This window comes from Sodalis sp. dw_96 (assembly GCF_018449575.1).
Classification (GTDB): domain Bacteria; phylum Pseudomonadota; class Gammaproteobacteria; order Enterobacterales; family Enterobacteriaceae; genus Acerihabitans.
Genome location: NZ_JAAVUT010000014.1, coordinates 25,276 through 51,151, shown reverse-complemented (window position 1 = coordinate 51,151; position 25,876 = coordinate 25,276). Strand labels below are relative to the sequence as shown.

The 25,876-nt window shown below is 54.2% G+C and carries 22 protein-coding genes; 14 read left to right on the top strand and 8 right to left on the bottom strand.

What is annotated here, in order from left to right:
- Positions 1–697 precede the first annotated feature (697 nt).
- Positions 698–1,186 (top strand): ferritin-like domain-containing protein, encoded by a 489-nt coding sequence (locus tag HB631_RS18745; protein ID WP_213992704.1) that lies wholly within the window; start codon positions 698–700, stop codon positions 1,184–1,186.
- Between the two features lie 299 nt (positions 1,187–1,485).
- Here the strand turns inward: HB631_RS18745 and HB631_RS18740 are convergent, their stop codons facing one another.
- The gene (locus HB631_RS18740) at positions 1,486–1,998 is read right to left on the bottom strand and encodes a DUF892 family protein (protein WP_213992703.1); all 513 of its coding nucleotides are present in this window, start codon (positions 1,996–1,998) and stop codon (positions 1,486–1,488) included.
- Positions 1,999–2,504: 506 nt separating this feature from the next.
- Here HB631_RS18740 and urtA point away from each other — a divergent pair.
- From urtA to HB631_RS18695, 9 genes are all read left to right on the top strand, one after another.
- Positions 2,505–3,773 carry an urea ABC transporter substrate-binding protein gene (gene urtA / locus HB631_RS18735; RefSeq protein WP_213992702.1) on the top strand — a complete coding sequence of 423 codons (1,269 nt, stop codon included), beginning with the start codon at positions 2,505–2,507 and terminating at the stop codon, positions 3,771–3,773.
- Between the two features lie 82 nt (positions 3,774–3,855).
- Positions 3,856–5,436 (top strand): urea ABC transporter permease subunit UrtB, encoded by a 1,581-nt coding sequence (gene urtB / locus HB631_RS18730; RefSeq protein WP_213992701.1) that lies wholly within the window; start codon positions 3,856–3,858, stop codon positions 5,434–5,436.
- Positions 5,436–6,512, top strand: coding sequence for an urea ABC transporter permease subunit UrtC (gene urtC / locus HB631_RS18725; RefSeq protein WP_213992700.1), 1,077 nt, complete (start codon positions 5,436–5,438; stop codon positions 6,510–6,512). The genes urtB and urtC overlap by 1 nt, the downstream gene beginning before the upstream one ends.
- A complete protein-coding gene (urtD, locus tag HB631_RS18720; RefSeq protein WP_213992699.1) occupies positions 6,509–7,315 on the top strand; it encodes an urea ABC transporter ATP-binding protein UrtD in 807 nt (268 codons plus the stop codon). Before urtC ends, urtD begins: the two co-directional genes overlap by 4 nt.
- A 203-nt stretch (positions 7,316–7,518) precedes the next feature.
- Positions 7,519–8,217, top strand: coding sequence for an urea ABC transporter ATP-binding subunit UrtE (urtE, locus tag HB631_RS18715; RefSeq protein ID WP_213992698.1), 699 nt, complete (start codon positions 7,519–7,521; stop codon positions 8,215–8,217).
- A 70-nt stretch (positions 8,218–8,287) separates the two neighbouring features.
- On the top strand, positions 8,288–8,761 hold the full coding sequence (gene nikR / locus HB631_RS18710; protein ID WP_213992697.1) for a nickel-responsive transcriptional regulator NikR: 474 nt from the start codon (positions 8,288–8,290) through the stop codon (positions 8,759–8,761).
- 293 nt (positions 8,762–9,054) lie between these two features.
- The gene (cho, locus tag HB631_RS18705; protein WP_213992696.1) at positions 9,055–9,918 is read left to right on the top strand and encodes an excinuclease Cho; all 864 of its coding nucleotides are present in this window, start codon (positions 9,055–9,057) and stop codon (positions 9,916–9,918) included.
- A 220-nt stretch (positions 9,919–10,138) separates the two neighbouring features.
- Complete coding sequence (locus HB631_RS18700; RefSeq protein WP_213992695.1) at positions 10,139–10,714, top strand: hypothetical protein; 576 nt, start codon at positions 10,139–10,141, stop codon at positions 10,712–10,714.
- 632 nt (positions 10,715–11,346) lie between these two features.
- Positions 11,347–12,759: an MFS transporter gene (locus HB631_RS18695; RefSeq protein ID WP_255557122.1), complete on the top strand. Its 1,413-nt coding sequence runs from the start codon at positions 11,347–11,349 to the stop codon at positions 12,757–12,759.
- Positions 12,760–12,936: 177 nt separating this feature from the next.
- Here the strand turns inward: HB631_RS18695 and HB631_RS18690 are convergent, their stop codons facing one another.
- Complete coding sequence (locus HB631_RS18690; protein WP_213992693.1) at positions 12,937–13,581, bottom strand: hypothetical protein; 645 nt, start codon at positions 13,579–13,581, stop codon at positions 12,937–12,939.
- A 261-nt stretch (positions 13,582–13,842) separates the two neighbouring features.
- On the bottom strand, positions 13,843–15,399 hold the full coding sequence (locus tag HB631_RS18685) for a methyl-accepting chemotaxis protein (RefSeq protein WP_213992692.1): 1,557 nt from the start codon (positions 15,397–15,399) through the stop codon (positions 13,843–13,845).
- A 459-nt stretch (positions 15,400–15,858) separates the two neighbouring features.
- On the opposite strand from HB631_RS18685, the gene HB631_RS18680 reads away from it, so the two are divergent.
- Positions 15,859–16,188: a multidrug efflux SMR transporter gene (locus HB631_RS18680; RefSeq protein ID WP_213992691.1), complete on the top strand. Its 330-nt coding sequence runs from the start codon at positions 15,859–15,861 to the stop codon at positions 16,186–16,188.
- 56 nt (positions 16,189–16,244) lie between these two features.
- A complete protein-coding gene (speG, locus tag HB631_RS18675; protein ID WP_213992690.1) occupies positions 16,245–16,799 on the top strand; it encodes a spermidine N1-acetyltransferase in 555 nt (184 codons plus the stop codon).
- A gap of 219 nt (positions 16,800–17,018) precedes the next feature.
- Here the strand turns inward: speG and glgX are convergent, their stop codons facing one another.
- Positions 17,019–19,313, bottom strand: coding sequence for a glycogen debranching protein GlgX (gene glgX, locus HB631_RS18670; protein ID WP_255557114.1), 2,295 nt, complete (start codon positions 19,311–19,313; stop codon positions 17,019–17,021).
- A gap of 439 nt (positions 19,314–19,752) precedes the next feature.
- On the opposite strand from glgX, the gene HB631_RS18665 reads away from it, so the two are divergent.
- The gene (locus tag HB631_RS18665; RefSeq protein ID WP_213992689.1) at positions 19,753–20,565 is read left to right on the top strand and encodes a shikimate 5-dehydrogenase; all 813 of its coding nucleotides are present in this window, start codon (positions 19,753–19,755) and stop codon (positions 20,563–20,565) included.
- A gap of 144 nt (positions 20,566–20,709) precedes the next feature.
- Here HB631_RS18665 and HB631_RS18660 read toward each other — a convergent pair whose 3' ends face one another.
- Complete coding sequence (locus tag HB631_RS18660) at positions 20,710–21,723, bottom strand: alpha/beta fold hydrolase (protein ID WP_213992688.1); 1,014 nt, start codon at positions 21,721–21,723, stop codon at positions 20,710–20,712.
- 169 nt (positions 21,724–21,892) lie between these two features.
- On the opposite strand from HB631_RS18660, the gene HB631_RS18655 reads away from it, so the two are divergent.
- Positions 21,893–22,528, top strand: a complete 636-nt coding sequence (locus tag HB631_RS18655; RefSeq protein ID WP_213992687.1) for a TetR/AcrR family transcriptional regulator — start codon at positions 21,893–21,895, stop codon at positions 22,526–22,528.
- 391 nt (positions 22,529–22,919) lie between these two features.
- Here the strand turns inward: HB631_RS18655 and HB631_RS18650 are convergent, their stop codons facing one another.
- The 3 genes from HB631_RS18650 to glnT are packed head-to-tail and all read right to left on the bottom strand — an operon-like array spanning position 22,920 to position 25,858.
- Positions 22,920–23,345 (bottom strand): VOC family protein, encoded by a 426-nt coding sequence (locus HB631_RS18650; protein WP_213992686.1) that lies wholly within the window; start codon positions 23,343–23,345, stop codon positions 22,920–22,922.
- A gap of 21 nt (positions 23,346–23,366) precedes the next feature.
- Positions 23,367–24,500: a PDR/VanB family oxidoreductase gene (locus tag HB631_RS18645; RefSeq protein WP_213992685.1), complete on the bottom strand. Its 1,134-nt coding sequence runs from the start codon at positions 24,498–24,500 to the stop codon at positions 23,367–23,369.
- Positions 24,500–25,858 carry a type III glutamate--ammonia ligase gene (gene glnT, locus HB631_RS18640; RefSeq protein ID WP_213992684.1) on the bottom strand — a complete coding sequence of 453 codons (1,359 nt, stop codon included), beginning with the start codon at positions 25,856–25,858 and terminating at the stop codon, positions 24,500–24,502. The genes HB631_RS18645 and glnT overlap by 1 nt, the downstream gene beginning before the upstream one ends.
- Positions 25,859–25,876: the final 18 nt, after the last annotated feature.

Below are 25,876 nucleotides of genomic sequence, written 5' to 3'. Positions count from 1 at the left end.
AGGTCAAAAGAGCAATCCGCGCCCCTACCCGCGGCGCGATCCTGAGTGCCACTGCTTATGTTATAGATTACTGCAATCATCCTACCGCGATGCCGATAGACCTGAAAGGATGATTAAACTCCCCGAAGGCTTTTAAGCTCATCCACGGTTAAAAAATGTGATCCAGACGGCAATGATCCTTTGCCGCCCGCCCCTTCACCCTATCAGTATCTCGGAGTGAACGACGATTATGCAATCATCCCATCCAACGCCCCCCTAAACTTGAACCCGTGTTGTGTTATTCCGGCACGCACGGCAAAAACACGCTTATTTCCAAAAAAAGAATATAAGTCCATGACGGCGTTACGTTGTGGCGGTCACGACCTTCCAATAACTCAATGCCATGCCTTTGATAGCGATCAGCCGATAATGTGATGAGGGCCACAAGTGAATTTTATTTTGGTTCAGACGGTGGCATTTATTTCAAAATAGCCTAGCTGCATAAAATAAATATTCGCATAAACGAATTCATCAAAAACATGAAAGCCAACTGTTTGAATTTATTATTTTCCATCCTGTTATCTATTAATTCAATACTTCCATTTCCCCCTACATTTGTTTAATTTCAATGAACAGACTAAGCTTATTCAATAAATGGATTTTCTGAACAAAAGGGCCTTTCCTTTAAATTTTTTCATAACCTGTTGTGGAGTATTAAATGAATATCAAAACGTTGGAAGACCTTTTTATCCATGCCCTATCCGATGTGTATAGCGCCGAAAAACAGATAACCCGTGCTTTACCGAAGATGGCCCGCGCCGCCACGGATCCTGAACTGATCTCGGCATTCCAAGCGCATCTGGAGCAAACGCATGGCCAGATTGAACGTATTGATAAATTGGTCGAGGTCACTGAAAACGTTAAAATAAAACGAATGAAATGCTTGGCGATGGAAGGACTGGTTGAGGAAGGACAAGAAATTATCGACGAAGTTGAAAAAGGCCCGGTCCGCGATGCCGGACTGATCGCCGCGGCCCAGAAGGTGGAACATTATGAAATTGCCACCTACGGCACTCTTTGTGCTTTGGCCGGCCTGTTGCAATACAGTGAAGCTAAAAACCTGCTGGCGGAAACACTGAAAGAAGAAAAAGATACCGATATCAAGTTGTCCAAATTGGCCACAATCAAGGTAAATATAGCAAGCTAAAGACCCAACGCAATCAATCTTATAATCTGTTGCGATGCCGCGGCCCGGACAATTTTTTTAATTGCCCGGCCGCGGTTTTATTTTGGGAATATTCTTAATAAACCTTGAACAAAGGTAGAATTTTCAGATTCGAATATTAACCTTGAAAAGTTAAAGTCACTTCAGTGATAATTCTCTCTTTTATCTATTTGTCGCAATCTACTTTGAGGGGAATGGGGAATATTGTGGCTTTAGCCGCAACACAACATATTCGCATTGAGCGAAAGCCACTCTGGAATGAATATCTTAATAATGAGTGACTACCTTTTCGCCTCGGTATGGGGCGCTTTTGATCGCATCAGAAACTGCTGGGTGATTTCCGGCAAATGCTCCAGCAACCAGGAGGCCATGGCTTTTTCCTGCGCCAGGATTTGTTCAAAAATCCGCTGTCCTTCCAAATCGCCCACCGCCTGTGCGGCACCGATTAACGCGGTGTAGGAAGCGATTTCGAAATTTTCAAAAGTGTAGCCGGCGATGCCGCCTTTGACCACTTCGTCGCTGGCGAACATACCGCCCATTGCTTGAGTCATAGCGCCCACTTTTCCAGCGAGATCTTTAAATGTTGAACTGGATGAATCATAACGTTTGATTACGCTTTCCACCAAACGCTGCTGCTCAAGGGTTTCGTCGATATGCTGTTTAATACGCGCTTCCAGCGCCGGGTAGTGCTCAAGACGTTTCGCCATGCCTTTGAGCATGGTCTCGGCCTGCTCTTCCATTGCGTGGGCGTCGCGTAACCAGTCCAGATAATTATCATGTAAATCGGCCATCATACACCTCTCAATGAAGACGTTAGCAATGAGCAAAAAGTGCTCATCTTGACAGGTTAAAGTTTAGCCTTTCTTATCAATTCCGCCAGCGTCGATAGGCTGAAACCATGAGCGGAATTGGCCTTCATGTTGTTTTGAGGCAAATCGGTCTGCACAGTTTGCAAAGCGTCGAAAGGAGAATATGCACCCCATTAGCCCCTCTTCGCCCTCGTGTTGGACGATAAATGAGCGCCCCGCCCCGTTATGCCGCGTCAACGCTCTCCATTGGTGCAAGCTCAGTCGCTTTACACCCCGCGAAGAGGGAGTATGGGCGATTGGACTAGGCCAGGGGTAACTGGCACGGCGTTTGCTTCGCTCAATGCATTCAAAGCAACCACAGGGGCGTAGCTCAACCGCCGGGCGGACGTCAATCAGGCCATACCGGCAATCACTTTCGCGGCATAGAGACATTGTCACCCTTTACAACGGGTCGTTTATGTTTATCCACAACTAATTCAGGAGTGAATTGTATGCAACGACGTAGTTTGCTTAAAGCCTTTGCCCTCTCGGCCACCGTTATCGGCATGGGCATCAGTTGGGGCGCCCTGGCCGCGGATACCATAAAAGTCGGCATAATGCATTCTCTGTCCGGGACCATGGCGATTTCCGAAACGCCGCTAAAAGATATGGCCCTGATGACCATTGACGAGATCAATGCCCACGGCGGGGTTTTAGGCAAAAAGCTGGAGCCGGTGGTAGTGGACCCGGCATCGAACTGGCCTCTGTTTGCCGAGAAAGCCCGCCAGTTGCTCACCCAGGACAAAGTGGCGGTGGTCTTCGGCTGCTGGACCTCGGTATCTCGAAAATCGGTATTGCCTGTGTTTGAAGAGCTGAACGGCCTGTTGTTCTATCCGGTGCAGTATGAAGGGGAAGAGATGTCGCCGAATGTCTTCTATACCGGCGCGGCCCCCAACCAGCAGGCTATCCCGGCAGTGGAGTATCTGATGAGCGAAGACGGCGGCGGCGCCAAACGCTTCTTCCTGCTCGGCACCGATTATGTCTATCCCCGCACCACCAACAAAATCCTGCGCTCATTCCTGCATTCCAAAGGCGTGGCGGATAAAGATATCGAGGAAGTCTATACCCCGTTCGGCTACAGCGATTACCAAACCATTGTCGCCAATATTAAGAAATTCTCCGCCGGGGGTAAAACCGCGGTGATCTCCACCATCAACGGCGATTCCAATGTGCCGTTCTATAAAGAGCTGGCCAATCAAGGCATCAAGGCTACCGACGTACCGGTTGTCGCTTTCTCGGTGGGTGAAGAAGAGCTGCGGGGTATCGATACCAAACCGCTGGTGGGTAATCTAGCGGCCTGGAACTATTTTGAATCGGTGGATAATCCCACCAATAAGAAATTTGTCGCCGATTATAAAGCCTACGCCAAAGCCCATAATCTGCCCAATGCCGATACGGTGGTCACCAATGACCCGATGGAAGCCACTTATGTGGGTATTCATATGTGGGCGCAGGCGGTGGAAAAAGCCAAATCAACGGATGTGGATAAGGTCCGGGCGGCCATGGCGGGACAAACTTTCGCCGCTCCTTCAGGCTTCACTCTGACCATGGACAAGACCAACCACCATCTGCACAAGCCGGTGATGATTGGCGAAATCGAGGACAACGGGCAGTTTAACGTGGTCTGGCAGACGAATAAGCCGATTCGCGCCCAGCCCTGGAGTCCCTATATCCCCGGGGATGAGAAAAAACCGGATCATCCGGTGAAAAGCACCATGTGACCTGATTAACGCCAGCCATAAGGTTAGGGTGCCGGTTCTTAACCGGCGCCTGATTATTTCGGCGCCGGAACGGGTGAATATAATGAGCGGTTTAATTGGTTTACTGCGGTGGGTAGCCCTGGGTTTGTGCTTATGCCAGCCACTAGGGGCTCTGGCTGGTCCCGCCGCTGATTTTGTCGCCGCAAGCCGCACCATGCAGGCCAAGATGCTGGAAAATTGGTCGGCGGCGCCGGATGCCTCGCGTTTGCCTCTGCTGGAGTCATTGCGCCGGGAAGAGGTGGTCATCGACGAGGCGGGCCGGCCCTTTGTTCAAAGGGACAGCGGGTTGGTGCCCATGGAAGGCGATGGCAAACCGCAAGGCGCGGTTAAAAAAGTCTGGCTGAATAACCGGCTGCGCAACCTCATCGCCAATGCGCTGTCCGCCCATCAACTGGTGAGCGGCGATCCACGGGTACGGTTACAGGCAGCCAAAGCATTGCAACGGGAAGCCCAGGTCGATCAATTGCCGTTGCTTTCCGCCCGCTTGAAAGCGGAGCAGGATCCGGCGGTGCACGGCGCATTACTGGCCGCCCTGGCCAATCTACAGTTAAACGATCCCAATCCCCAGGTTCGATTACAGGCGGTGACGCTATTGGGCCAATCCAGCGATCCGGATACCCAGGCGCGTTTGGTATCGCTCACTGACGTCAAGACCGAGCCCGATGCCCAGGTTCGCGCCGCCGCCATCAACAGCTTAAAACTGGTAAGGCACAGGCTGCTGCTGGGGGATTGGTTGGGCCAGGCTTTTACCGGACTCTCGCTGGGTTCGATTTTATTGCTGGCGGCATTGGGTCTGGCCATTACCTACGGCCTGCTGGGGGTGATCAATATGGCCCACGGCGAAATGCTGATGCTCGGCGCCTATTCCACTTACCTGGTGCAGATGCTGATGCAGCAGTTTACCCCGCAATTGCTGGCGTTTTATCCGCTGGTGGCCCTGCCGGTGGCTTTCGCCGTTACCGGCGGCATCGGCATGCTGCTGGAACGCACGGTGATACGCCACCTTTATGGCCGTCCGCTTGAAACCCTGCTGGCCACCTGGGGCATCAGCCTGGTGCTTATCCAGGGGGTGCGTATGCTGTTCGGCGCGCAGAACGTGGAGGTGGCCAATCCTGATTGGCTGTCCGGCGGCATCCAGTTACTGCCGAATCTGGTCTTACCCTGGAACCGCATCGTGGTCATCCTGTTCGTGCTCGCCGTACTGGCGCTGTGCTGGCTGCTGCTGAATAAAACCCGGCTGGGCATGAATATCCGCGCGGTAACTCAAAATCGGGCCATGGCCGCCTGCTGCGGCGTGCCCACCGGCCGGGTGGATATGCTGGCCTTCGGCCTCGGTTCCGGTATAGCCGGCCTCGGGGGCGTCGCATTGTCCCAGTTGGGTAATGTCGGTCCCGAGCTGGGCCAGGGTTATATCATCGACTCTTTCCTGGTGGTGGTGCTGGGGGGGGTCGGCCAATTGGCGGGTACCGTGGCGGCCGCGTTCGGGTTGGGCATCGTCAACAAGATCCTTGAGCCGGAGATCGGCGCCGTACTGGGTAAAATTCTCATCCTGGCGTTGATCGTGCTGTTTATTCAAAAGCGGCCGCAGGGACTGTTCGCCGTGAAAGGCAGGGTGATTGACTGATGAGCCAACCCTTAACCCTCACCGGCGTGCAGAAAGCGCCGCGCACCGCCATCTCCCTTGGCGTGCTGGTGTTTATCGCCCTGCTTGTCTTTCCGCTGTTGTCGCTGCTGCCGGACGGGCATCCGCTGGCCATATCCACCTACACCTTGACCCTGGTGGGTAAAATCCTCTGCTATGCCGTGGTGGCCATCGCCCTGGATCTGGTGTGGGGCTACGCCGGCTTATTGTCGCTGGGACACGGGCTGTTTTTCGCCCTCGGCGGCTATGGCATGGGCATGTATCTGATGCGGCAAGCGTCGGGCGACGGCTTGCCGCCGTTTATGTCTTTTTTATCCTGGAATCAGTTGCCCTGGTACTGGACCGGTACCGAGCACTTCGCCTGGGCGCTGTGTCTGATTATCCTGGCCCCTGGACTGCTGGCGCTAGTATTCGGTTATTTCTCGTTTCGATCGAAAATCAAAGGGGTCTATTTCTCCATCATGACCCAGGCGTTGACCTATGCCGGCATGCTGCTGTTTTTCCGCAACGAAACCGGTTTTGGCGGCAATAACGGCTTTACCGGCTTTACCACCCTGCTGGGTTTTTCGGTCACCTCCACGTCCACCCGGGTCGGGCTGTTCATGATAACGGTGCTGCTGCTGGCCGCCAGTTTATTACTGGGTTTCGCCCTGGCGAAAAGCAAGTTCGGCCGGGTGCTGACGGCGATAAGGGATGCGGAAAACCGGCTGGTGTTCTGTGGTTACGATCCCAAGGGCTTCAAGCTGTTCGTCTGGACCTTATCGGCCATACTCTGCGGCTTGGCGGGCGCGCTGTACGTACCGCAGGTGGGCATCATCAATCCAAGTGAAATGTCCCCCACCAACTCCATCGAAGCGGCCATCTGGGTAGCGCTGGGGGGGCGCGGCACCCTGATTGGCCCCTTGCTTGGGGCCGGTATCGTCAATGGCGCCAAAAGCTGGTTTACCGTGGCGATGCCGGAATACTGGCAGCTGTTTCTCGGCCTGATGTTTATCGTGGTCACCCTGCTGTTGCCCCAGGGCGTCATTGGCCTGCTGCGTAAAAGGAGAGGCTTATGAACGCCTCTGGTGTAACCGACGGCCTACTGACCCAAACCTATCCGTCCGATACAAAACGGCGCCAGAGCGATCCGATTTTAACGCTTGAAGATATCAATGTCAGCTTCGACGGTTTTCGCGCCCTGACCTCCCTCTCCTTTCAGATAGGCGTCGGCGAGCTGCGCTGCGTTATCGGTCCCAATGGCGCCGGTAAAACCACGCTGATGGATGTCATCACCGGTAAAACCCGGCCGCAAAGCGGCCGGGTCATCTTCGATCAGCAAACGGATCTTACCCGGCTCAGCCCGACCCAAATAGCCCGCGCCGGCATCGGCCGTAAATTTCAAAAGCCAACGGTATTTGAAGCCTTGACGGTGTTTGAAAACCTGGAACTGGCGCTGAAAACCGATAAATCGGTCTGGGCCTGTTTGCGCAACAAGCTCAACAGCGAACAGCGGGATCGGATTGACGCCATGCTGGTGACGCTGCGCCTGAACCCCGAGCGGCATCGCGCGGCCGGCATGCTCTCTCACGGACAAAAGCAGTTTCTTGAGATCGGCATGCTGCTGGTGCAAGAACCGCATCTGCTGTTGCTGGATGAACCCGCCGCCGGCATGACCGATGCCGAAACCGCCTATACCGCCGAACTATTCCGCTCTCTGGCGGGCAAGCACTCCCTGATGGTGGTGGAACATGATATGGGCTTTGTGGAAACCATCGCCGATCATGTCACGGTATTGCATCAAGGCCAGGTATTAGCGGAAGGTTCGCTACAGGAAGTACAGGCCAACGAGCAGGTGATTGAAGTCTATCTGGGGCGGTGATTGCGGTTAATCCGGGACGGTGTTTGACCTCGCTTCGGGGCGATAGCCGGCCCGCCCAGGGCGGAGATGGCATGCCCTCTGACAATAATTTTCTACCTGTTAAACAGAGAGCAACGCCGGGCTGACGGGCAGGGGAATAGTGACCATGTCCGGCATTCTGTGCGCCGGCATCAGACTTTAGGCATAGACGCGGGAGAAACCGAATGCTGCAGGTGGAAGAGTTAAATCAGTTTTACGGCGGAAGCCATATTCTGCGCGGCCTGTCGTTTGAGGCGCAGGTAGGCCAGGTAACCTGCTTGCTGGGACGCAACGGCGTGGGGAAAACCACCCTGCTGAAATGCCTGATGGGGCTGCTGCCGGTAAAAACCGGCCGCATCCGCTGGCAGGGCGAATTGATCAATACGCGAAAAACCCACCAGCGCGTTCAAGCCGGCATCGCCTATGTACCGCAGGGGCGCGAAATCTTTCCGCGCATGACGGTGGAGGAGAATATTCTGCTGGGTTTGTCGCGCTTTCCCGGTCGCCAGGCCAAACAGCCGCCGGCGGAGGTCTACACCCTGTTCCCCATACTGGCCGAAATGAAACATCGGCGCGGCGGCGATCTTTCCGGCGGCCAGCAACAGCAGTTGGCCATCGCCCGCGCCTTGGCATGCCGACCACAGCTCTTGATTCTCGATGAACCCACCGAAGGCATACAGCCCTCAATTATCAAAGAGATAGGCATCGTGATCAAAACCCTGGCGGCACGGGGGGATATGGCCATTTTACTGGTGGAGCAGTTTTATGATTTCGCCGCCGCGCTGGCGGACAGTTATCTGGTGATGTCCCGCGGCCAAATAGTGCAGCGAGGCCGAGGAGCGGACATGGAGACTGAGGGCGTGCGCGGATTGGTCACCATTTAACATCCCGCGGCTATGAATAGGGGAAAAAATGTTTCACACTGGCTTATGACCTTTAACCCGGAACTTCCCCATGCAACGTTTGACCCTTTCCCTGGACGATCAGCTGGCGCTCGCTTTCGACGAGTTAATGCGGCGCAACGGTTACGCCAGCCGCTCCGAAGCCTTTCGCGATATGCTGCGGGGCGAACTGGGACGGCAAGCGGCCACCACCGATGTGAATACCCCTTTTATCGCCATTCTCAGCTATGTTTATGACCATCACGAACGCCAACTGTCCGCCCGGCTGACCGAGCTGCAGCATGATCATCATGAATTGACCATTTCCACCATGCATGCCCATCTCAGCCACGACGAATGCGTGGAAACCGCCATTTTGCGCGGGCCGCTGCGGCAGCTGACGGAATTTGCCCAGTCTGTGATCGCCCAAACCGGCGTGCGCCACGGCAGCGTCAATCTGATCCCGCTGGAGGCGGCAAAGCTGTCGGTTGGCCCAAACCCGTCCAATGCGCCCCGCGGCGGCCATGATCACGGGCATAAGCCCTGATGGCGCCCATGCCGCAATCCTAGGCGGAGCCGGACGACATACAACGTACCGCGGCTGGCGACACTGCCACCGAAGGCGCGGCAAAATCCTGTTAGTCTAGGGGACGCCATCATTTTTTCTACGCTTTAGCGGAAACGCTATCGTCACCGGCTTTGTGCAGCCGGCAATACCGTCAATGTGCATTTTCCGGCAGGATATGCTCATGCCAAGACCTGTCGGCGATATATTAAGCTGTTATGTTAAAAAATAAACTGATATGCTGTACAAAACAACAGTAAAGCGAGTTTTTTTCAGTGCATAAGCGTTTAATCACCGTAAGGCGGGAATTCGATCCCGCCGACGTCTATCAATATCCCGAGCATCTTCGTTCATTTATCGATAGCCTCCCCGCCGCGCCCGGCGTATATATTTTCCATGGCGACAGCGACGTCTTGCCGCTGTATATCGGTAAAAGCGTCAATATCCGCAGCCGGGTGATGTCGCACTTTCGTACCGCCGAAGAAGCGCGCATGCTGCGCCAGGCAAGGCGCGTCAGCTATTACCCCACCGCCGGGGAAATCGGCGCGCTGTTGCTTGAGGCGCAGATGATCAAGCAGTTTCAGCCGCTGCATAATAAACGGCTGCGGCGTAGCCGCCAGCTGTGCTCCATCCAATTGGTCAACGGCCTGCCCGCCATCGTCTCGGCCAAGGAGATAGATTTCGCCCGCGCGGCGGATTTATACGGACTGTTCTCCAGCCGCCGTTCGGCGCAGCAAAGGCTGTTGGATATCGGCGACAGCGAATTTTTATGCTATAGCCTGCTGGGTCTGGAAAGAATCAGTCACGGCCGCCCCTGTTTCCGCTTTCATCTCGGGCGCTGTGCCGGGGCATGTTGCGGTAAAGAGAGTCCGCAGGAGCATTATCTCCGCCTGATGGACGCCCTGCAGCAAATGCGCATATTCAGTTGGCCCTACGCCGGCGCCATCGGCTTGGTGGAACAGGGGGCGGGACTCCGGCAAATCCATGTGGTAAATAATTGGTATTACCTGGGTTCGGTGGACAACCTGTCCGAAGCCACGGGATTGGATAAAGTAGCGAAAAATTTTGACCGCGACGGTTACAGGATCCTCAGCGGGCCGATTTTAAGCGGACGCCATGAAATTATTGAACTGGAATAAACCGGGCCGGCTGGCAGGCGAGCAGCGGAACGAAGGCAAAATGAACATCACCATCAGGAGGAAGCCGCCTGGTAATAATATGGCACGCGGTTTGGCCGGCAGGTAATATATATTTAAAAGCAAATATTCAATGGAGTCTCAACTATATTAAAATGATTATTTTTTTATTTCAATAATAATGCCATGCTGTAAATCAAATAGTGGATTGCTGGATGAGAACATGCTTACATCAATTTATCATGCTTATAGCCTGCCAAATCTTACGAATCTATCCTCGCGCTTTCCCGAACATGCCTATGCCGAAATGATAGGGCGGTTACGGGGTGCCAGGCCGGCAAATTCTTCTGTTTCGATGGGCAAAAGCGAGAACGCGTCTCACACTGAAAAACTCATTGAAATCAATTATAAGCTTCAGGCCTATACGCTTTTGAAATTCACCAGTTCCGATATTAGCGCCGGTTACGCTACCTTTGAAAAAGAAATTCAAAATTTCCATCAACGCCGTGGCGGCGATAAAGAGAAATTCATCAATACCATTCTCCAACGAAGCAATAAAAAACTAAAAGATATCCTTTCCTCATGCAGCTTATCTAAAATCAATGATATATATTATTTTAAAAATGAAAAAAAATGGGTGTTAGCTTCATTTGACTTAAATTTGTTTAGCAGCATGCCATGCGACCATAAAATTTTTTGCCATTTGCTTTTACACCATGTGCATGCTGGTGAAATCACTTCATTGGAGGATATGGAACGTTTTTATACAAAATTTCATGAGAATCATAATAAAAGCTAAACCGCCCCTGCCCGTCTTTAACACCATCGACAGGCGGCCCGGCGGGTTAATACAGAGAAAGCCTGGCGGCCTGGGTGTGTATCTCGCCCTGCTTTTTCAAAAACGCTTTCAGTCTCGGTAAAAATTTCATGGCGTATTCCTTTGAGTCTCAATTTAATTGTGACGCAAGTCACAGTTTCAATCTTAAGGAAAAGGAATACGCATGTCAAATTTCTGTGACGCATATCACATTCCTTAGCGCCAATAACATTCTTTCAGTATTTGTGGCGCTAACTCAGCATCAGCGGCGAACATCTTCTCCCTATGGCGAATATGGCCGGGATACCGACGCTTCCTTCCCAAAAAAAACCGGCAAGATTGTTGCCGGTCCTACAGCTTTATACCCACTGGTATAATCACTCATTTTTTTGTATGACAAATTATTCCCCCGAGGTAAAGTAATATCCATACCCCGCGCGTAGTGGGTCAGGTTTGCCGGTATTCCGATACCGACGGGTAGGTAACAGTGAGTGTTAAGGATTTGGCAGGCAATGGCGAATGAGAAACAACCGACTCCCGCGCTGACGGAAATCAGGGAGACCGGCACAACGGATAACCCTCCGGAGCAGGCCTCTTCCGGCGGTATATCGGGCATGGCGCTGCTGGTGGCCGGCGCGTTTTTTATGGAGTATATCGACGGCACGGTTATCGCTACCGCCTTGCCGCAAATGGGCGTGACCTTCGGCGTTTCCGCAGTGGATCTGAATATCGGCATGAGCGCCTATCTATTGACGCTGGCGGTATTGATTCCCGCCAGCGGCTGGATTGCCGATCGCTTCGGCTCCCGGCAGGTCTTTACCATCGCTCTGGCAATTTTTACCCTGTCGTCGGTGCTGTGCGGCCTGACGCAAAATGTGCCGCAATTCGTATTGATGCGTATCCTGCAAGGGGCCGGCGGCGCATTGATGGTGCCGGTGGGACGCCTGGCGGTATTAAGGAGCACGCCTAAATCGCAGTTAATCAAGGCTATCGCCACCCTAACCTGGCCGGCCCTGGTGGCGCCGATTCTCGGACCGCCTCTGGGGGGATTTATTACCGATTATTCCAGCTGGCGCTGGATCTTCTTTATCAATTTACCCCTGGGGGTGGTGGCCATTATTGCCGCCTGGAAGCTGATTCCCAACCCGCCCCGTACGATACGGCCGCCTTTTGACCTGATTGGCTTTGTCACCAGCGGCATCGCGATGCTCAGTCTGGTCTACGGCCTGGAACTCACCGGACGGCAAGATGCCCCGTGGCCTTATATGCTGCTGTATCTGCTGGTGGGTCTGCTAGCCATGTTTTTGACCCTGCGCCATTTGCAGCGGGCCGAAAACCCGATGATCCGTCTCAATTCCATCAAGATATTGACCTTCAGGGTCACGCTCGGCGGGGGTTCGTTATTTCGCATGGCCATCGGCGCGGTGCCGTTTTTAACGCCCATCATGTTCCAGGTGGGTTTCGGCATGGATGCATTCCATGCCGGTTCCCTTGTGCTGGCGATATTCGCCGGTAATCTGGCCATGAAACCCGCCACCACGCCGCTTATTCGGCATTTCGGCTTTCGCAAGGTCCTGCTGGTGAATGGCGCCCTGGGCGCCCTGTCGCTGCTGGCCTGCGCGTTCCTGACGCCGACGACACCGAGCTGGATCATACTTAGCGTACTGTTTTACGGCGGCCTGTGCCGATCAATGCAGTTTACCGGCATCAGCACCCTGGCCTTCGCCGATATTCCGCAGAGCGACATGAGTTATGCCAATACCCTGTTCAGTACGGCGGTACAGCTCTCCATCGGCATGGGCATCACCATCGGCGCCATTGGCGTGAGGATCGGTGAAAAAGTGGCGCCGATTTTCGGCATGGGCAATCTGCCGGGTATCAGCTATCGGCTAGCGTTTGTGCTGATTACCTTGATGTCGCTTATCGGCCTGGTGGATCTGCTACGGCTGCCCGCCAACGCGGGTGAATCGGTATCGCGCAAACCGCTGCCGGTGAAACAAAAACCGGCTTCCAACGGTCAGGGGTGAATGCACATCACGCAACCGGAGGCGCGATCCGCGCAAATAAGGCTATCCTGGCGGTAGCCGCCCCGCGGGCCGGCGCCTGACGGCGTTGTTCCAGTACCCTCCCGGCGTACGGGCCTTTGACGCGAACGATTTACTCTTCCAGCATCCTGCCCCGCCTTGTTAACGCCGGGTTCGCTTTCAGCATGCAGCGTCAAACACCACGCCCCGCCCGGCGCACCAGGAAAAAAAGGCCTCCAGCGGCAGCGAAGAGTGATAAGGCGCCGTTTCGGTGGCCGAGGGATTGTTGAACCACACCCGATCCCTTTCCAGCCCGTAGCACAACACCAAATGGCCGCCGTTGGCGCCGGGATCGCTATTGCACCCGACGGCATGGCGGATTTTTGGCGAAACCGACGCCATTACCGGTATCCGTCTTTCCAGGCAGGCCGCCAGGCTATCCCGGCTGATGGCGGTATCCACCCGGGCCGAAACGCCGTACAGGCGGGTAATCATTTCCACAAAAGGGGCGTAAATCAACCCCTGGACCGAGCCGTCCGGCCGCGGAATATAGGCCCTTGCCGCCAGGGCATGACACCAGATGGCATAACGAGTGCAGAGCGCCGGGTCCAGGAACAGCCCTTGCCGACGCCGGTATAACAATACCGATTCAAAACAGGCGATACCGCAAATTCGCCAAGACCAGAAACGGTACTCCTGAGGATCGCTGAAGCCGGATCGGTCTCGCCACTCCGGATCGCCGCAGGGATCGTCGCCGGCCAGTATTCGCTGATTCAGGCCCGGCGCGGCCCATTGTGATACATAGGGATAATGCTCAACCGGCATACCGCTGTCCTTATGTTTACCTCGCTTTGCCGAACCGTCTCGGGTCCTCGGCCGATACCCGGGAAATACTATCACCCGCCGCCCAAGGCGACAAATTCGGTAAGGGGCACTCTCACGGCCATGGTCGAGGTTAAATAACGATGCGGCGGGAAACAGGCGACTCCGGCATGGGGATATCGGAAAAAACCCCCTCACCCGTTCCCGATGGGGAGCAAGGTGAAGAGGACAGTAGGAACGAGGATGGAGCGGCTAAATCGCCAATCAGGCGGTCTGGAAAAAGCTGACGGTTTTACGCAACTCTTCCCCTTGTTCGGTAAGCGACCGAGCGGCTGCGGCGGCCTCTTCCACCAACGCGGCATTTTGCTGAGTGACTTGATCCATCTGGGCAACCGCCTGCCCGACTTCCTGGATGCCCAGATGCTGCTCGCTGCTGGCGTTGGCGATCTCACGGATAATGGCGGCCACTTTATCCACCGAATCCACCACTTCCGTCATCGCTTTACTGGCGTGATCGGCGCGATCGGAGCCGGCGGTGATTTTTTCCACCGTGCCTTCAATCAAGGATTTGATCTCTTTGGCCGCATCGGCGCTTTTTTGCGCCAGGGTGCGTACTTCGCTGGCCACCACCGCGAATCCTTTACCCTGGGTGCCGGCCCGAGCCGCTTCCACCGCCGCGTTAAGCGCCAACAGATTGGTCTGGAAGGCGATGCCTTCAATGACCGAAATGATATTGACGATTTTTTTCGAGCTTTGGGAGATATCGCGCATCTGGGTCAGCATTTCGGCAACTATCTTCCCTCCCTGGGACGCGGTACGCGACGTGACGGTGGCCAATTCACTGGCCTCTTTGGCATTATCGGCGTTCTGATGCACGGTTTGCGTCAGCTGCTGCATATTGGCCGAGGTCTGTATTAATGAGGACGCCTGCTCTTCGGTGCGTTGGGAAAGATCGGTATTCCCTTGGGCAATCTGCCCCGAGGCCACCGAAATGGATTCGCTGCCGCGGATAATGCCGTTGATGGTGCCCCGCAGCTGTTGGCTCATGGTATCCAGGGCCGCCAGCAAACTGCTGCTGTCTTTCTTCCCTACCTTAATACCCGTGGTCAGGTTGCCTTCGGCGATTTCACGCATAATGGCGGTGGCATAGGCCGGTTCGCCGCCCAACTGCCGCCATAGATTACGGGCAATGACCGTCGCCAGAAGACCGGAAATCACCAGGGCGAACAGCCCGAGGCCCAGCAATGAGGTTTTGGCGATAAAATAACCATGGCTTGACTGGTCGGCGGCCTGGTTGCTGCCGCTGATTTCCCGGTCCACCATGGTGGCCAGATCAATCATCAGTTGAGTACGATATTTGCGGGAGTTATCACCGCTGATTTGGATGGCCGAGGTCACGTCTCCGGCGCTCATGGCTTTCACCACCTGATCGTTCGCCTGGCTGAACTGATCAAAATTGGCAATAATCTGACTAAATAACGGGGTTGTGCTCAGCAGGCTGTGCAATGCAATATAATGATCCTGGGCACGACGAAAGTTAGCCACCGCCTGCATCAGTTCCACCCGGTGCCCTTCGCGATCGCTCTCGGTAGCCGAGGAGATGTACTGTATTTGCTGCAGCCGCAGCTCCGCCAGGTTTTCGCGCATTTCCAGGGTGTAGCGCACGCCGGGCAGCCAATTGTTGCGATAGTCGTCAATATGGGCATTGGTGTTGCCAAGGTGGTACAACGACACTCCGCCCAAACAAAGCATCATAAAAATAACAACAGCAAATCCACTGATCATCTGAACCAAAAAAGGTAAATGTACTAATTTTTTCATAACCGAAACCATCCTTGAAGAGGGGTAAAGGTTTATCGGCACGAATGAGCGGAGGATGAGGGCCATGACTGTTTTATTACCAATCCGTGAGCCGGCCCATGCTTTTGAACCTTGTTACAAATCAGTCCCGATGGATCCCTCGGCTGCCCGCCCTCGCAGCCGGCCCTGTCACCGGGTTCAAATTTCCGTCAAGCTCCATTTTATTCCAATCAAAAGGAACCCCTTAGCCGGTGGACTCACTGCCGCCGCGCTTGTCCGGGGCACCCGCGGATCCGGCGTGGTCAAGCCGGAAACGTTGATTGGGTCTGCATCAATAGGCCGGCGGTATAAAAGGTCAAATTCTTTATAGAATAATAATCATCCTGGCGAATATTAAGAATAGCGGTAAATTGTCAATTTCACATTCCATATTAACGTGGTAATATTGGCGGTCTTTGTTAGAGAAAATGATTAATGCCTATGACGTATTTATATCTCCTGATCGCTATTATATCCGAAGTTATTGCTACTACTTCACTTAAAGCCTCTGCAGGTTTTACCAAATTATATCCCTCTATACTGGTAGTTGTCGGATATATTACTTCTTTTATATTATTATCATTCGTACTTAAATCCATCCCGGTGGGGATTGCCTATGCGCTCTGGGCCGGGCTGGGCATTGTTTTTGTAGCGGTTGCCGGCTACCTGTTCTTCGATCAAAAGCTGGACCTCTACGCTATACTCGGTATGGCGCTTATCATCACGGGTGTGTTGATTATTAATCTTGCATCCACCTCGGCGGAGCACTGAATAACATCACTCTGGTCCTCTATAAACATTAATATCAAATTATGAATAAATAAATTATGATCGTAGAAAATAAATTATCCAATACGTACAATATAAAACTACGTCCGTTAGAACGTGAAGATCTTCATTTTGTTCATCAGTTAGATAACAATGAAAGCATCATGCGCTACTGGTTCGAAGAACCCTATGAAGCTTTTGTCGAGCTAAACGATCTTTACGATAAACATATTCACGATCAAAGCGAACGGCGATTTATCATCGAAAGGGAAGGCGTTAATATCGGCCTGGTGGAACTGGTGGAAATCAACCATATCCACCGCCGCGCCGAATTCCAGATTCTGATCGATCCGGCGCATCAAGGGCATGGTTATGCCGGCATCGCCGCCCGGCTGGCGATGGACTATGGTTTCCTGGTACTCAACCTGCATAAACTCTATCTCATCGTCGATCAGGAAAATGAAAAAGCCATCCACATCTACGGCAAGCTGGGATTCAAAGTGGAAGGGGTGTTGATCAAGGAGTTTTTCGTCAACGGCGAATACCGCAATACCATTCGCATGTGCATCTTCCAGAATGAATACCTGTCCCGCCGCCAATCAGTCGGTGAGTAACGTCGGCACATGGCCCAGCAGTCCCGCGATCACCGATCGTGCAACGAACCGGTTAAAGGAAACGTGCTGATGTAAGCACATGTTAAAGGGAGAGCGCGCCAATGGGGTCGAAGCAGGCGTAGTTTTTCCGCCTGCCCGAGCGCCCCATGGCACGCTAGGCCCGCGAGCACCATACGCGCAACGAACCTGTTGAAAGGAGAGATTCCCCTCGGCCGTCGTTTAACCCCGCACCATGGTGGTTTTGGTATTCACCAACTCAAACAGCGCCACCGTCCGGGAAGGACAGGTGTACTTATGGCCGAAACCAAAACTGTGCTCATTGATATCATCCGGCTGGAACGTATCGAAGATATGCCGCCAACCGTAGCCATGGGCGACTTCCGGCAACGTGAATACCACATCCTCATGGGAGGCGCTGAACAGCAGCAACACGGTGCTGAGGGAGCCTACGCGCAGCAACCCGGTGGGCTGTGAACGACCATCCAGCAGCATACCGATGCTTTTCTGCTGCGCATCCCCCCATGACTCCTCGGTCATCTCCTCGCCATTGAACTGAAACCAGGTTACATCCTTGATATCCAGTTTTTCATTGCGCTGGCCGGTGAGAAAACGCCCGCGGTGCAAAATCGGGAATCGGTCGCGCAACGCTATCAGCCGATAGGTAAACAAAATCAGCGATTCGCCTTTATCGGTGATATCCCAGTCGACCCAGGAGATATCGTCGTCCTGACAATAGCCGTTATTATTGCCCTGCTGGGTACGGGCGAATTCATCCCCCGCCAGCAGCATCGGCGTGCCCTGGGAAAACATCAGGGTAGCCAGCATATTGCGCATCTGCCGCAGCCGCAACGCATTGATGCCCGGGTCTTCGGTAGGGCCCTCCACGCCATAGTTGGCGGAAATATTGTCACTATGGCCGTCACGGTTATCTTCGCCGTTGGCTTCATTATGCTTATTCTCGTAAGAGACCAGATCGTTCAGGGTAAAACCGTCATGGGCGGTAATAAAATTCACCGACGCATGGGGCTTACGCCCGCGATGGTTAAAAATATCCGCGGACCCGGCCAGCCGGGTGGTAAAATCCGCCAGTTGACCCTCATCGCCGCGCCAGAATTTGCGCACCGAATCGCGATAACGATCGTTCCATTCCGACCAGCCGGGTGGGAAGCCGCCAACCTGATAACCGCCGGGGCCGCAATCCCAAGGTTCGGCGATCAATTTGCATTGACTGAGCACCGGATCCTGGCGGCAGGTATCGAGAAAACCGCAGCCTTCGTCAAAACCGTAAATTTCCCGCCCGAGAATGGTGGCCAAATCGAAACGGAAACCATCCACCTGCATCTCCGTCGCCCAATAGCGTAAGGAATCGGTAACCATTTGCAGCACTCGCGGATGGCTTAAATTTAATGTATTCCCGGTACCGGTATCATTGATGTAATAACGCTTCTCCTCCGGAAACAGCCGGTAATAGCTGGCATTGTCGATGCCTTTCAGGGACAGTGTCGGCCCCAGTTCATTCCCTTCGGCGGTATGGTTATACACCACGTCCAGAATCACTTCGATACCGGCGGCATGCAGGGTGGCGATCATCTGCTTGAATTCATACACCGTCGAGGTCGCCATATATTGCGGATGCGGGGCAAAAAAGCACAGAGTGTTGTAGCCCCAAAAGTTATGCAGACCTTTTTCCTGTAAATGGCGATCGTCGGTAAAGGCATGGATCGGCATCAATTCAATGGCGGTGACGCCGAGGGATTTAATGTAATCGACGATCTGCGGTACGCTGAGGGCCGAAAAGGTGCCGCGCAAATGTTCGGGCACCGCGGGATGACGCATGGTGTAACCGCGCACATGGGTTTCGTAGATCAGGGTTTTTTCCCAGGGAATAAAATTCTTGCCGTTTATCGGCCAGGAGAACGCCGGATCGATAACCCGGCATTTGGGCATAAAGGGCGCGCTGTCCCGCTCATCGACGCTCAGGTCTTTATCTTCGGCGTTGAAATCATAACCGAACAGCGCATCGTCCCATTTCAATTCACCCCAGATCTGCTTGGCATAGGGGTCAAGCAGCAATTTTGCCGGATTGAAGCGGTGCCCCTCCTCCGGGGCATGGGGACCGTGTACCCGATAGCCATACAGCAGGCCCGGCCGGGCATCCGGCAAATAGACGTGCCAGACTTCATCGGTGTACTCCGGCAATTCGATGCGGTCATACTCGACGCCTTCCTCATCGAACAGACAGAGTTCCACCTTGGTGGCATGGGCGGAAAAAAGGGCAAAATTCACCCCCAGTCCGTCCCAGGTCGCGCCAAGAGGCACCGGCTTACCTTCCCTGACACGGGTTTTACGATCGGCATCCAACCGCTGCACGATGTCGGTATCAGAATTGGGGTGTACGATACGCACCCCTTTGTTATCAATGGTGATCTCCACCTGGTTATCAACTTTGCTTGCCATGGTGGTTGTGGTGGTAGGAAAAACCACCTCGTTCTTTTTTGAGGATCCCTTTGCCATCCAATTCTTCTCCTGCGCGCATTTAGATGAATTCTGCTGCTTTAACCTGTGCCAACCGAAGCATCGCTCACGGCGCGGGCATTAATGAACCGGCCGGTGAGAATCCATGGCTTACGGGCACATGCTTAAGGGCTCTTTTTTACGGGCACTGACTTATGGGCACTGACTTAGTTGGGAAACAGGTATTTTGCTGCTTAGCGTAATAGTCCGGGGTAGAGTGACAGACCTTCTTCGTAGTGTAGTACCGGTTGGCGGTTCTGCCAGAAGCCCGCGTCGGGAATCTTCATCGCCATAGGGGCCGCTGCCCGCCGGATTTGCGATGTGATATGCTGCCGGCTGGGGACTAAACCAGGCCAGACAGCATCCTGGCTACCGCGACATTCCCGCGCAACGCCGGCATAACGGACAATTTTGAAAAAAGAGGTTCAGGTTAACCGTCATGAATATCAATAAAGATACCTTGCTTTGCATGTCTCTGGCCGCTCGGCCGGGTAATTTCGGCACCCGTTTCCACAATTATCTTTATCAACAGCTCAATTTAAATTACATCTATAAAGCCTTTACCACGCAGGATCTGCCGGCCGCCATCGGCGGGATCCGCGCGTTGGGAATCCGCGGATGCGCGGTGTCTATGCCGTTCAAAGAGGCATGCATTCCCTATCTGGACGAGCTCGATCCCTCGGCTAAAGCCATCGATTCCGTTAATACCATTGTCAATACCGAGGGATATCTCAAAGCCTATAACACCGATTACATCGCCATCGCGCGGCTGATAGAACGGCATCACATCGATCCGCACACCGCCTTTGCCCTGCGCGGCAGCGGCGGTATGGCAAAAGCGGTTGCAGCCGCGTTCCATGACGCCGGTTTCCATAACGGAACCATTATCGCCCGTAACCGGGAAACCGGCCGACGGCTGGCGGATCTTTATGGTTATGCCTGGCGCGGCGACGATAGCGACCTGCACGCCGCGTTGCTGATTAACGTTACCCCGGTGGGGATGGCTGGCGGTGCCGGAGCCGATGTCCTGTCTTTTAGCGACCAGCAGATTGCCCAGGCTGAAAGCGTGTTTGACGTGGTGGCGTTACCGGCGCAAACCCCGCTGATACAATCTGCGCTGAGGCAAAACAAGCCGGTAATTACCGGTGCGGAAGTCATCGCAATCCAGGCGTTGGAGCAGTTCGTTTTGTATACCGGCGTTCGCCCGGACGATGAGCTGGTGCAACGCGCGGCCGCCCTTGCCCGAGGTTAATCTGTCGCTCCCGGCGTGAAGACCAGGCCATCACGCTGGCGGCACGGGGGGCTACACTTGTAGATTACCCACCCTCGCGGTCGGAGGAGGGAGTTATAACGCTATGGCCCCTGCCGGGACTTGGCATCCGCGGCCGTGAAAGATTTATTCCTCGCCCCGCAATAATTCCGCCATGGCCTGCTCGATCATCGCGGTTTCCGCGGCAAAACGGCCGGGGGCGCCGGCACAGTGGCCGTATGGCGACCGTATAGGCCGCCACAAAGCGCGTTTTAACAGCTGGAACTCCTTAAAAGCCTCTTCCTCGGTAAAATATTGATCGCTGTCGCAGGGCATGACTATGCTCCTGGCCCGGATCCCTTTCATCGCCTCCTCGAACCGGCCGGCAAAAGCCGGATCCCTTCCGATATCCGCCTGCTGCCAGGTATGCAGCATACACAGCAGATCGTTGGCATCCCATTGGCAGTGATCCCGCTCCCAATCCTGCAACAGATCTTCAAGGGTGGCAAAATTGAGGTGTTGGTATAACCCGTCGCGAAAAAACGCCGCGGAATAGGCCCAACCGGCATAACAGCGGCCAAAGGCGGCCAAGCCGGCCCGCGGCGGCGCGGTATAATTGCCCTGATTAAAGGCCGGGTCCGCCAGCAATGCGGCTTTCACCCCTTCGAGAAAGACAAAGTTCAGCGGCCAGCAGCGGGCGCTGCCGCAAACAGGCAGGAAGGCTTTTACCTGCTGCGGGTAGACCGCCGCCCAGTGCCAGGCTTGCATCGCCCCCATGGACCAACCGGCCACCAGGGCCAGTTCCCTGACGCGCAAATGTTCGGTCAGCAATTGATGCTGCCCACGGACATTATCCCCCAGGCTGACGAGGGGAAAACCCGAACCGCCCTGGCGCACTGAATTGCTTGGCGAACTGGACACCCCATTGCCGAACATATTGACGGCAACAATAAAATACCGGGCCGGATCCAACGCCCGACCCGCACCGATGATTGAACGCCAGGAACGGTGGGTGCCGGTATACCAAGAGGGCAACAGAACGGCATTATCCCCTTGGCGATTCAATGTCCCATGGGTTTCGTAGGCCAAAACGGCGTCATAAAGCAAATCGCCGGATTGAAGCCGAAAATCGCCCAGTGCATAACGTTCATAATCCGCCATGGTTTTTCCTTGTCAACGAGAGCCGGGGTTAGATGTTAATTAATCGAATAGTTAACTTGTTGATGATTTCTTGGTTATGGTAGAATTTAGCCATTAAGTCCCACCTCGCCATGTCAAAATGACGGGTATATCAGGCACGGGCCGCGACACTTCTTATGAAAAACACGCTATGAAAATCACTGATGCCAAAGAAAAATCCACAATCAAAAATGGTAAACACGGGCAAAACGATGTAGCCAATATTTTGCAAGACTCGGCGCTGGAATTATTTGCCAAGCAAAATTATTCGTCGGTACGAATCAAAGACATTGCCGAGGCCACCGGACTGAATTCGGCACTGATTTATTACTATTTCGGCTCCAAAGAAAATTTATTCCTGAAGGTCATTGAATCTACGGTAGAAAAAGCTTTCGAAAAATTCGACTCCATCAAAATGAACGCATCAAATCCTAAAGAAGTACTTTTTCTCTGGATACAAATACATATTTTACAATTTTATTTATTGCAAAAATTAGCCAAAATCAGTCTGGATTATGCCGGAACCAATGGCCGCACCCCCGAGATTGATAAAGCCGTGCGAAAATTCTATGAAAAAGAATCCGTAGTGCTGAAAAATACCCTAAAAGACGGAATGACCGCCGGCGTATTCCGGGAAGTCGATCCGGTGGATATGGCCATGTTTATTTCCACTTTTCTTGATGGCGTATTATTCCGCACCGTAATGTTTCCCAAATTTAAATACAAACACGCCATCAACTGCATGCGCGAATTCGTTTTTGAACACCTGGAAATCAAAGCGGCCTGATAATCCAGGCCCGCGATCATCAATCGTTCAACGAACGTGTTAAAGGGAAAGTGTGCCAATGTGGTCGAATCGGGCGTGGTTTTTCCGCCCGACCGGGCGCCACATGGCGCGCTAGGCCCGCAATCATCAATCGTGCAACGAACGTGTTAAAGGGAGAGCGTGCCAATGTGGTCGAATCGGGCGTGGTTTTTCCGCCCGACCGAGCGCCACATGGCGCGCTAGGCCCGCGATCATCAATCGTGCAACGAACGTGTTAAAGGGAGAGCGTGCCAATGTGGTCGAATCGGGCGTGGTTTTTCCGCCCGACCGAGCGCCACATGGCGCGCTAGGCCCGCGATCATCAATCGTGCAACGAACGTGATAAAGGGAAACCGCGCCGGTTGGACCGCTATCACTTGGCAAACATCTGGCCGATATCCTTAAACGCCTTGAATTCCAGCGCATTTTGGCAGGGATCCAGCAAAAACATCGTACCCTGCTCCCCCGCCTGCCCTTTGAAACGAATATACGGCTCAATCACAAACGCGGTTTTTCGCTCGGTCAAACGTTTTGCCAGCGCTTCCCAGTCATCCCAGGCCAACACCACGCCAAAATGCGGCACCGGCACATCATGGCCGTCCACCGGGTTGGTATGGGCATGGTCCTGACTGGCGGTTTTCGGATGTTCATGGATGACCAACTGATGGCCGAAAAAGTCAAAATCCACCCACTGCCCGCTGCTGCGCCCCTCCTCGCAGCCGAAGATTTCACCATAAAAATGGCGGGCGGCGGCCAGGTCGTAAACCGGTATCGCAAGATGAAATGGCGCTACGGACATATCTCGATTCCTCTGCTGAAATTAAAGGTCAATGACCAGGGTTGACGAGAGCGCGCGCGAACAACAGAGAAGAATTTTATTGTTGGCCGCTTTCTCATCCGCACTCAAATATTCGTCCCGATGATCCGGTATTCCGTCTTTCACCCCGGCCAGACAGGTGCCACACAATCCCTGGCCGCAGGAGATCTCCACATTAACGCCGGCGTCATTCAGCGCGTCGGCGATGGTCTGGTTGGCGCTGACCGTAATGATCTCGCCGGTGGCAAAAATCTTTACCTCAAACGCTTTTTCACCGGTCACCTTGGGCGGCGCGAAAGATTCGCAATGGCAATCTTCCTCCGGTATTCCCAGGGCCACGCAGCGATCGCGGATGGTCTGCATAAATTCCGTCGAACCGCAGTAATAGAGCTCAAACCGGCGGTAACGCCGTTGCCAGTCACTCAGTATTCCGTCCAGGGGTGCACCTGAGCCGTGGGACGCCATCGCCGCCGCATCCTCAGGTATAGGTTCCGCGGGCGCATGTGGCCCGGACTCCCCGGGCACAGGCGCGGCCGTATCCTCGGTTATCGATTCCGCAGGCATAGGCGGCCTGGGCTGCCCGCTTACAGACGCCGCGTCCGTGTCCCGCCGGGGAAGCCGGTTTTGCGTATCCACCAGGATATCATCCACTATCTCCCCATAGTCCGGCTCCTCCGCCAGGGCCGCCAGGGTGTCGCCACGGCCGAAATAATGCAGCAGATACGGCCGGCCCTGGCGCTTAAGGGCCAACGCCATCAATAACAAAGGGGTAACGCCGATCCCCCCCGCCAGCAGCAGCGTCGGTCCAGTCCGAGGCTCCAGCGGGAAGTGATTGCGTGGTTCACCGATGGACAATTGCACCCCGGGCAGCAGGCGTTCGCGGATAACCTGCCCGCCGCCCTGGGTGTGGCGGGTCACCAGGACCGCCAGCTTGTAGCGGGTACGCCGCGCCGGATCGCCGCACAGGGAATAGTAGCGCAGCAACCCCCCCGGCAGTTGCACCGGGATATGCGCGCCGGCGGCAAACGGCGGCAGCGGACCGCCGTCGGGGCGGACCAGGGTAATAACGATGACGCCGGTGCCCCGATCTTTTCGCTCCGCCACCACCACGTTAAAGAATTCCGGTTGTCCGCTCATCAGAATATTGTACTGTACTGGTCGATTTCCCACTGGCTGACATGGAGATGGTAGTTGTTCCACTCCTGGGTCTTGTACTTGACGAATTCATCCCGCAGCGCGGTGCCGAGAGTGGCCTCCACAAAGGGGTCGGCGGCAAAGGCCTCCACCGCTTCCAGCAGATTTTGCGGCAGGAAATCAATACCCCTGGCCCGTCGTTCCTGCTCGCTGATGGAATAGAGATTGTCTTCGTTGGGCTCCCTGGGATCGATTTTCTCGCGAATGCCTTCCAGGCCGGCGGCCAGCGCCAGGGTGGCGGCCAGGTAGGGATTCACCGCGCCGTCCGCGTTGCGGGATTCGCAGCGGCCGCCGCCGGCCGGGACCCGCACCGAGTTGGTGCGGTTATTGGACCCATAAGAATTGAATACCGGCGCCCAGGAGAAATAGCTCATCGCCCCTTGGCGAACCAGACGTTTATAACTGTTGACGGTGGGGGCAAAGGCCGCGCACAGCGCCCGTCCGTGCTTGAGCAGGCCGCCGATAAAAAAGTAGCCGGTATCGGATAAGCCCAGGCCGCGCGGATCCTCCTTGCAGGCAAAGATATTCTCCCCGTTGGCGATATCGTATAAAGACATATTAAAATGCGCGCCGGTGCCGGTTTTATTGGCAAAGGGTTTGGGCATCATGGTGGCCACCAGTCCCCGCTCTTTGGCGTAATGTTTCGCCATAAAGCGGAAAAAAATAAAACGGTCGCAGCTGGTTAACGCATCGGCATAATTAAAATCGAATTCAAACTGGGAATTACCGTCTTCATGATCCAATGAATAGAGATCCCAGCCGAGATCGTTAATGGTGCGGGACATCTTATCGAGCCAGTCAAACTGATTGACAAATCCCTGCAGGTCATAACATGGCTTGTTCAATTTATTGTCCCGGTCCGGCACCGACAATCCGCCGTCTTCATCCCGTTTTAATAAATAGATCTCACACTCAATGCCGAGATTAAATCCAAAGCCCATTTCTTTGGCCTGTGCCAGGACATTTTTCAGCGCCACCCGGGTATTTAACCCATAGGGTTCGCCTTTAAAGGCGTTATCCGCCGGCATCCAGGCGATTTTCGGTTCCCAGGGCAGTTGGATGATATGATCCAGATCCGGCACCGAGGTCAGCTCGTCTTCATTGGGCAATTGGCCCAGTCCGTCGAGGGCGTAGCCGGTATAACGCTCCGAACCGGCCGCCATTTGGCTGAAATGGCCGAGGGGAACCACTTTGCCCTTGGGCACGCCGTGGATATCCACGTAGGCCCCCATGCAATACTCCACCCCTTTTTTCTTCAACTGTTCCGCGATGTCTGCTATCTGCTGGTGACTTTTTTTCATAATAGACTCTGTATAAGA

Excerpts from the sequence above, each read along its gene's own strand:
- HB631_RS18745 (WP_213992704.1), top strand. The coding sequence starts at position 698 with ATGAATATCAAAACGTTGGAAGACCTTTTTATCCATGCCCTATCCGAT.
- HB631_RS18740 (WP_213992703.1), bottom strand. The coding sequence starts at position 1,998 with ATGATGGCCGATTTACATGATAATTATCTGGACTGGTTACGCGACGCC.
- urtA (WP_213992702.1), top strand. The coding sequence starts at position 2,505 with ATGCAACGACGTAGTTTGCTTAAAGCCTTTGCCCTCTCGGCCACCGTT.
- urtB (WP_213992701.1), top strand. The coding sequence starts at position 3,856 with ATGAGCGGTTTAATTGGTTTACTGCGGTGGGTAGCCCTGGGTTTGTGC.
- urtC (WP_213992700.1), top strand. The coding sequence starts at position 5,436 with ATGAGCCAACCCTTAACCCTCACCGGCGTGCAGAAAGCGCCGCGCACC.
- urtD (WP_213992699.1), top strand. The coding sequence starts at position 6,509 with ATGAACGCCTCTGGTGTAACCGACGGCCTACTGACCCAAACCTATCCG.
- urtE (WP_213992698.1), top strand. The coding sequence starts at position 7,519 with ATGCTGCAGGTGGAAGAGTTAAATCAGTTTTACGGCGGAAGCCATATT.
- nikR (WP_213992697.1), top strand. The coding sequence starts at position 8,288 with ATGCAACGTTTGACCCTTTCCCTGGACGATCAGCTGGCGCTCGCTTTC.
- HB631_RS18700 (WP_213992695.1), top strand. The coding sequence starts at position 10,139 with ATGCTTACATCAATTTATCATGCTTATAGCCTGCCAAATCTTACGAAT.
- HB631_RS18695 (WP_255557122.1), top strand. The coding sequence starts at position 11,347 with ATGGCGCTGCTGGTGGCCGGCGCGTTTTTTATGGAGTATATCGACGGC.
- HB631_RS18690 (WP_213992693.1), bottom strand. The coding sequence starts at position 13,581 with ATGCCGGTTGAGCATTATCCCTATGTATCACAATGGGCCGCGCCGGGC.
- HB631_RS18685 (WP_213992692.1), bottom strand. The coding sequence starts at position 15,399 with ATGAAAAAATTAGTACATTTACCTTTTTTGGTTCAGATGATCAGTGGA.
- HB631_RS18680 (WP_213992691.1), top strand. The coding sequence starts at position 15,859 with ATGACGTATTTATATCTCCTGATCGCTATTATATCCGAAGTTATTGCT.
- speG (WP_213992690.1), top strand. The coding sequence starts at position 16,245 with ATGATCGTAGAAAATAAATTATCCAATACGTACAATATAAAACTACGT.
- glgX (WP_255557114.1), bottom strand. The coding sequence starts at position 19,313 with ATGGCAAAGGGATCCTCAAAAAAGAACGAGGTGGTTTTTCCTACCACC.
- HB631_RS18665 (WP_213992689.1), top strand. The coding sequence starts at position 19,753 with ATGAATATCAATAAAGATACCTTGCTTTGCATGTCTCTGGCCGCTCGG.
- HB631_RS18660 (WP_213992688.1), bottom strand. The coding sequence starts at position 21,723 with ATGGCGGATTATGAACGTTATGCACTGGGCGATTTTCGGCTTCAATCC.
- HB631_RS18655 (WP_213992687.1), top strand. The coding sequence starts at position 21,893 with ATGAAAATCACTGATGCCAAAGAAAAATCCACAATCAAAAATGGTAAA.
- HB631_RS18650 (WP_213992686.1), bottom strand. The coding sequence starts at position 23,345 with ATGTCCGTAGCGCCATTTCATCTTGCGATACCGGTTTACGACCTGGCC.
- HB631_RS18645 (WP_213992685.1), bottom strand. The coding sequence starts at position 24,500 with ATGAGCGGACAACCGGAATTCTTTAACGTGGTGGTGGCGGAGCGAAAA.
- glnT (WP_213992684.1), bottom strand. The coding sequence starts at position 25,858 with ATGAAAAAAAGTCACCAGCAGATAGCAGACATCGCGGAACAGTTGAAG.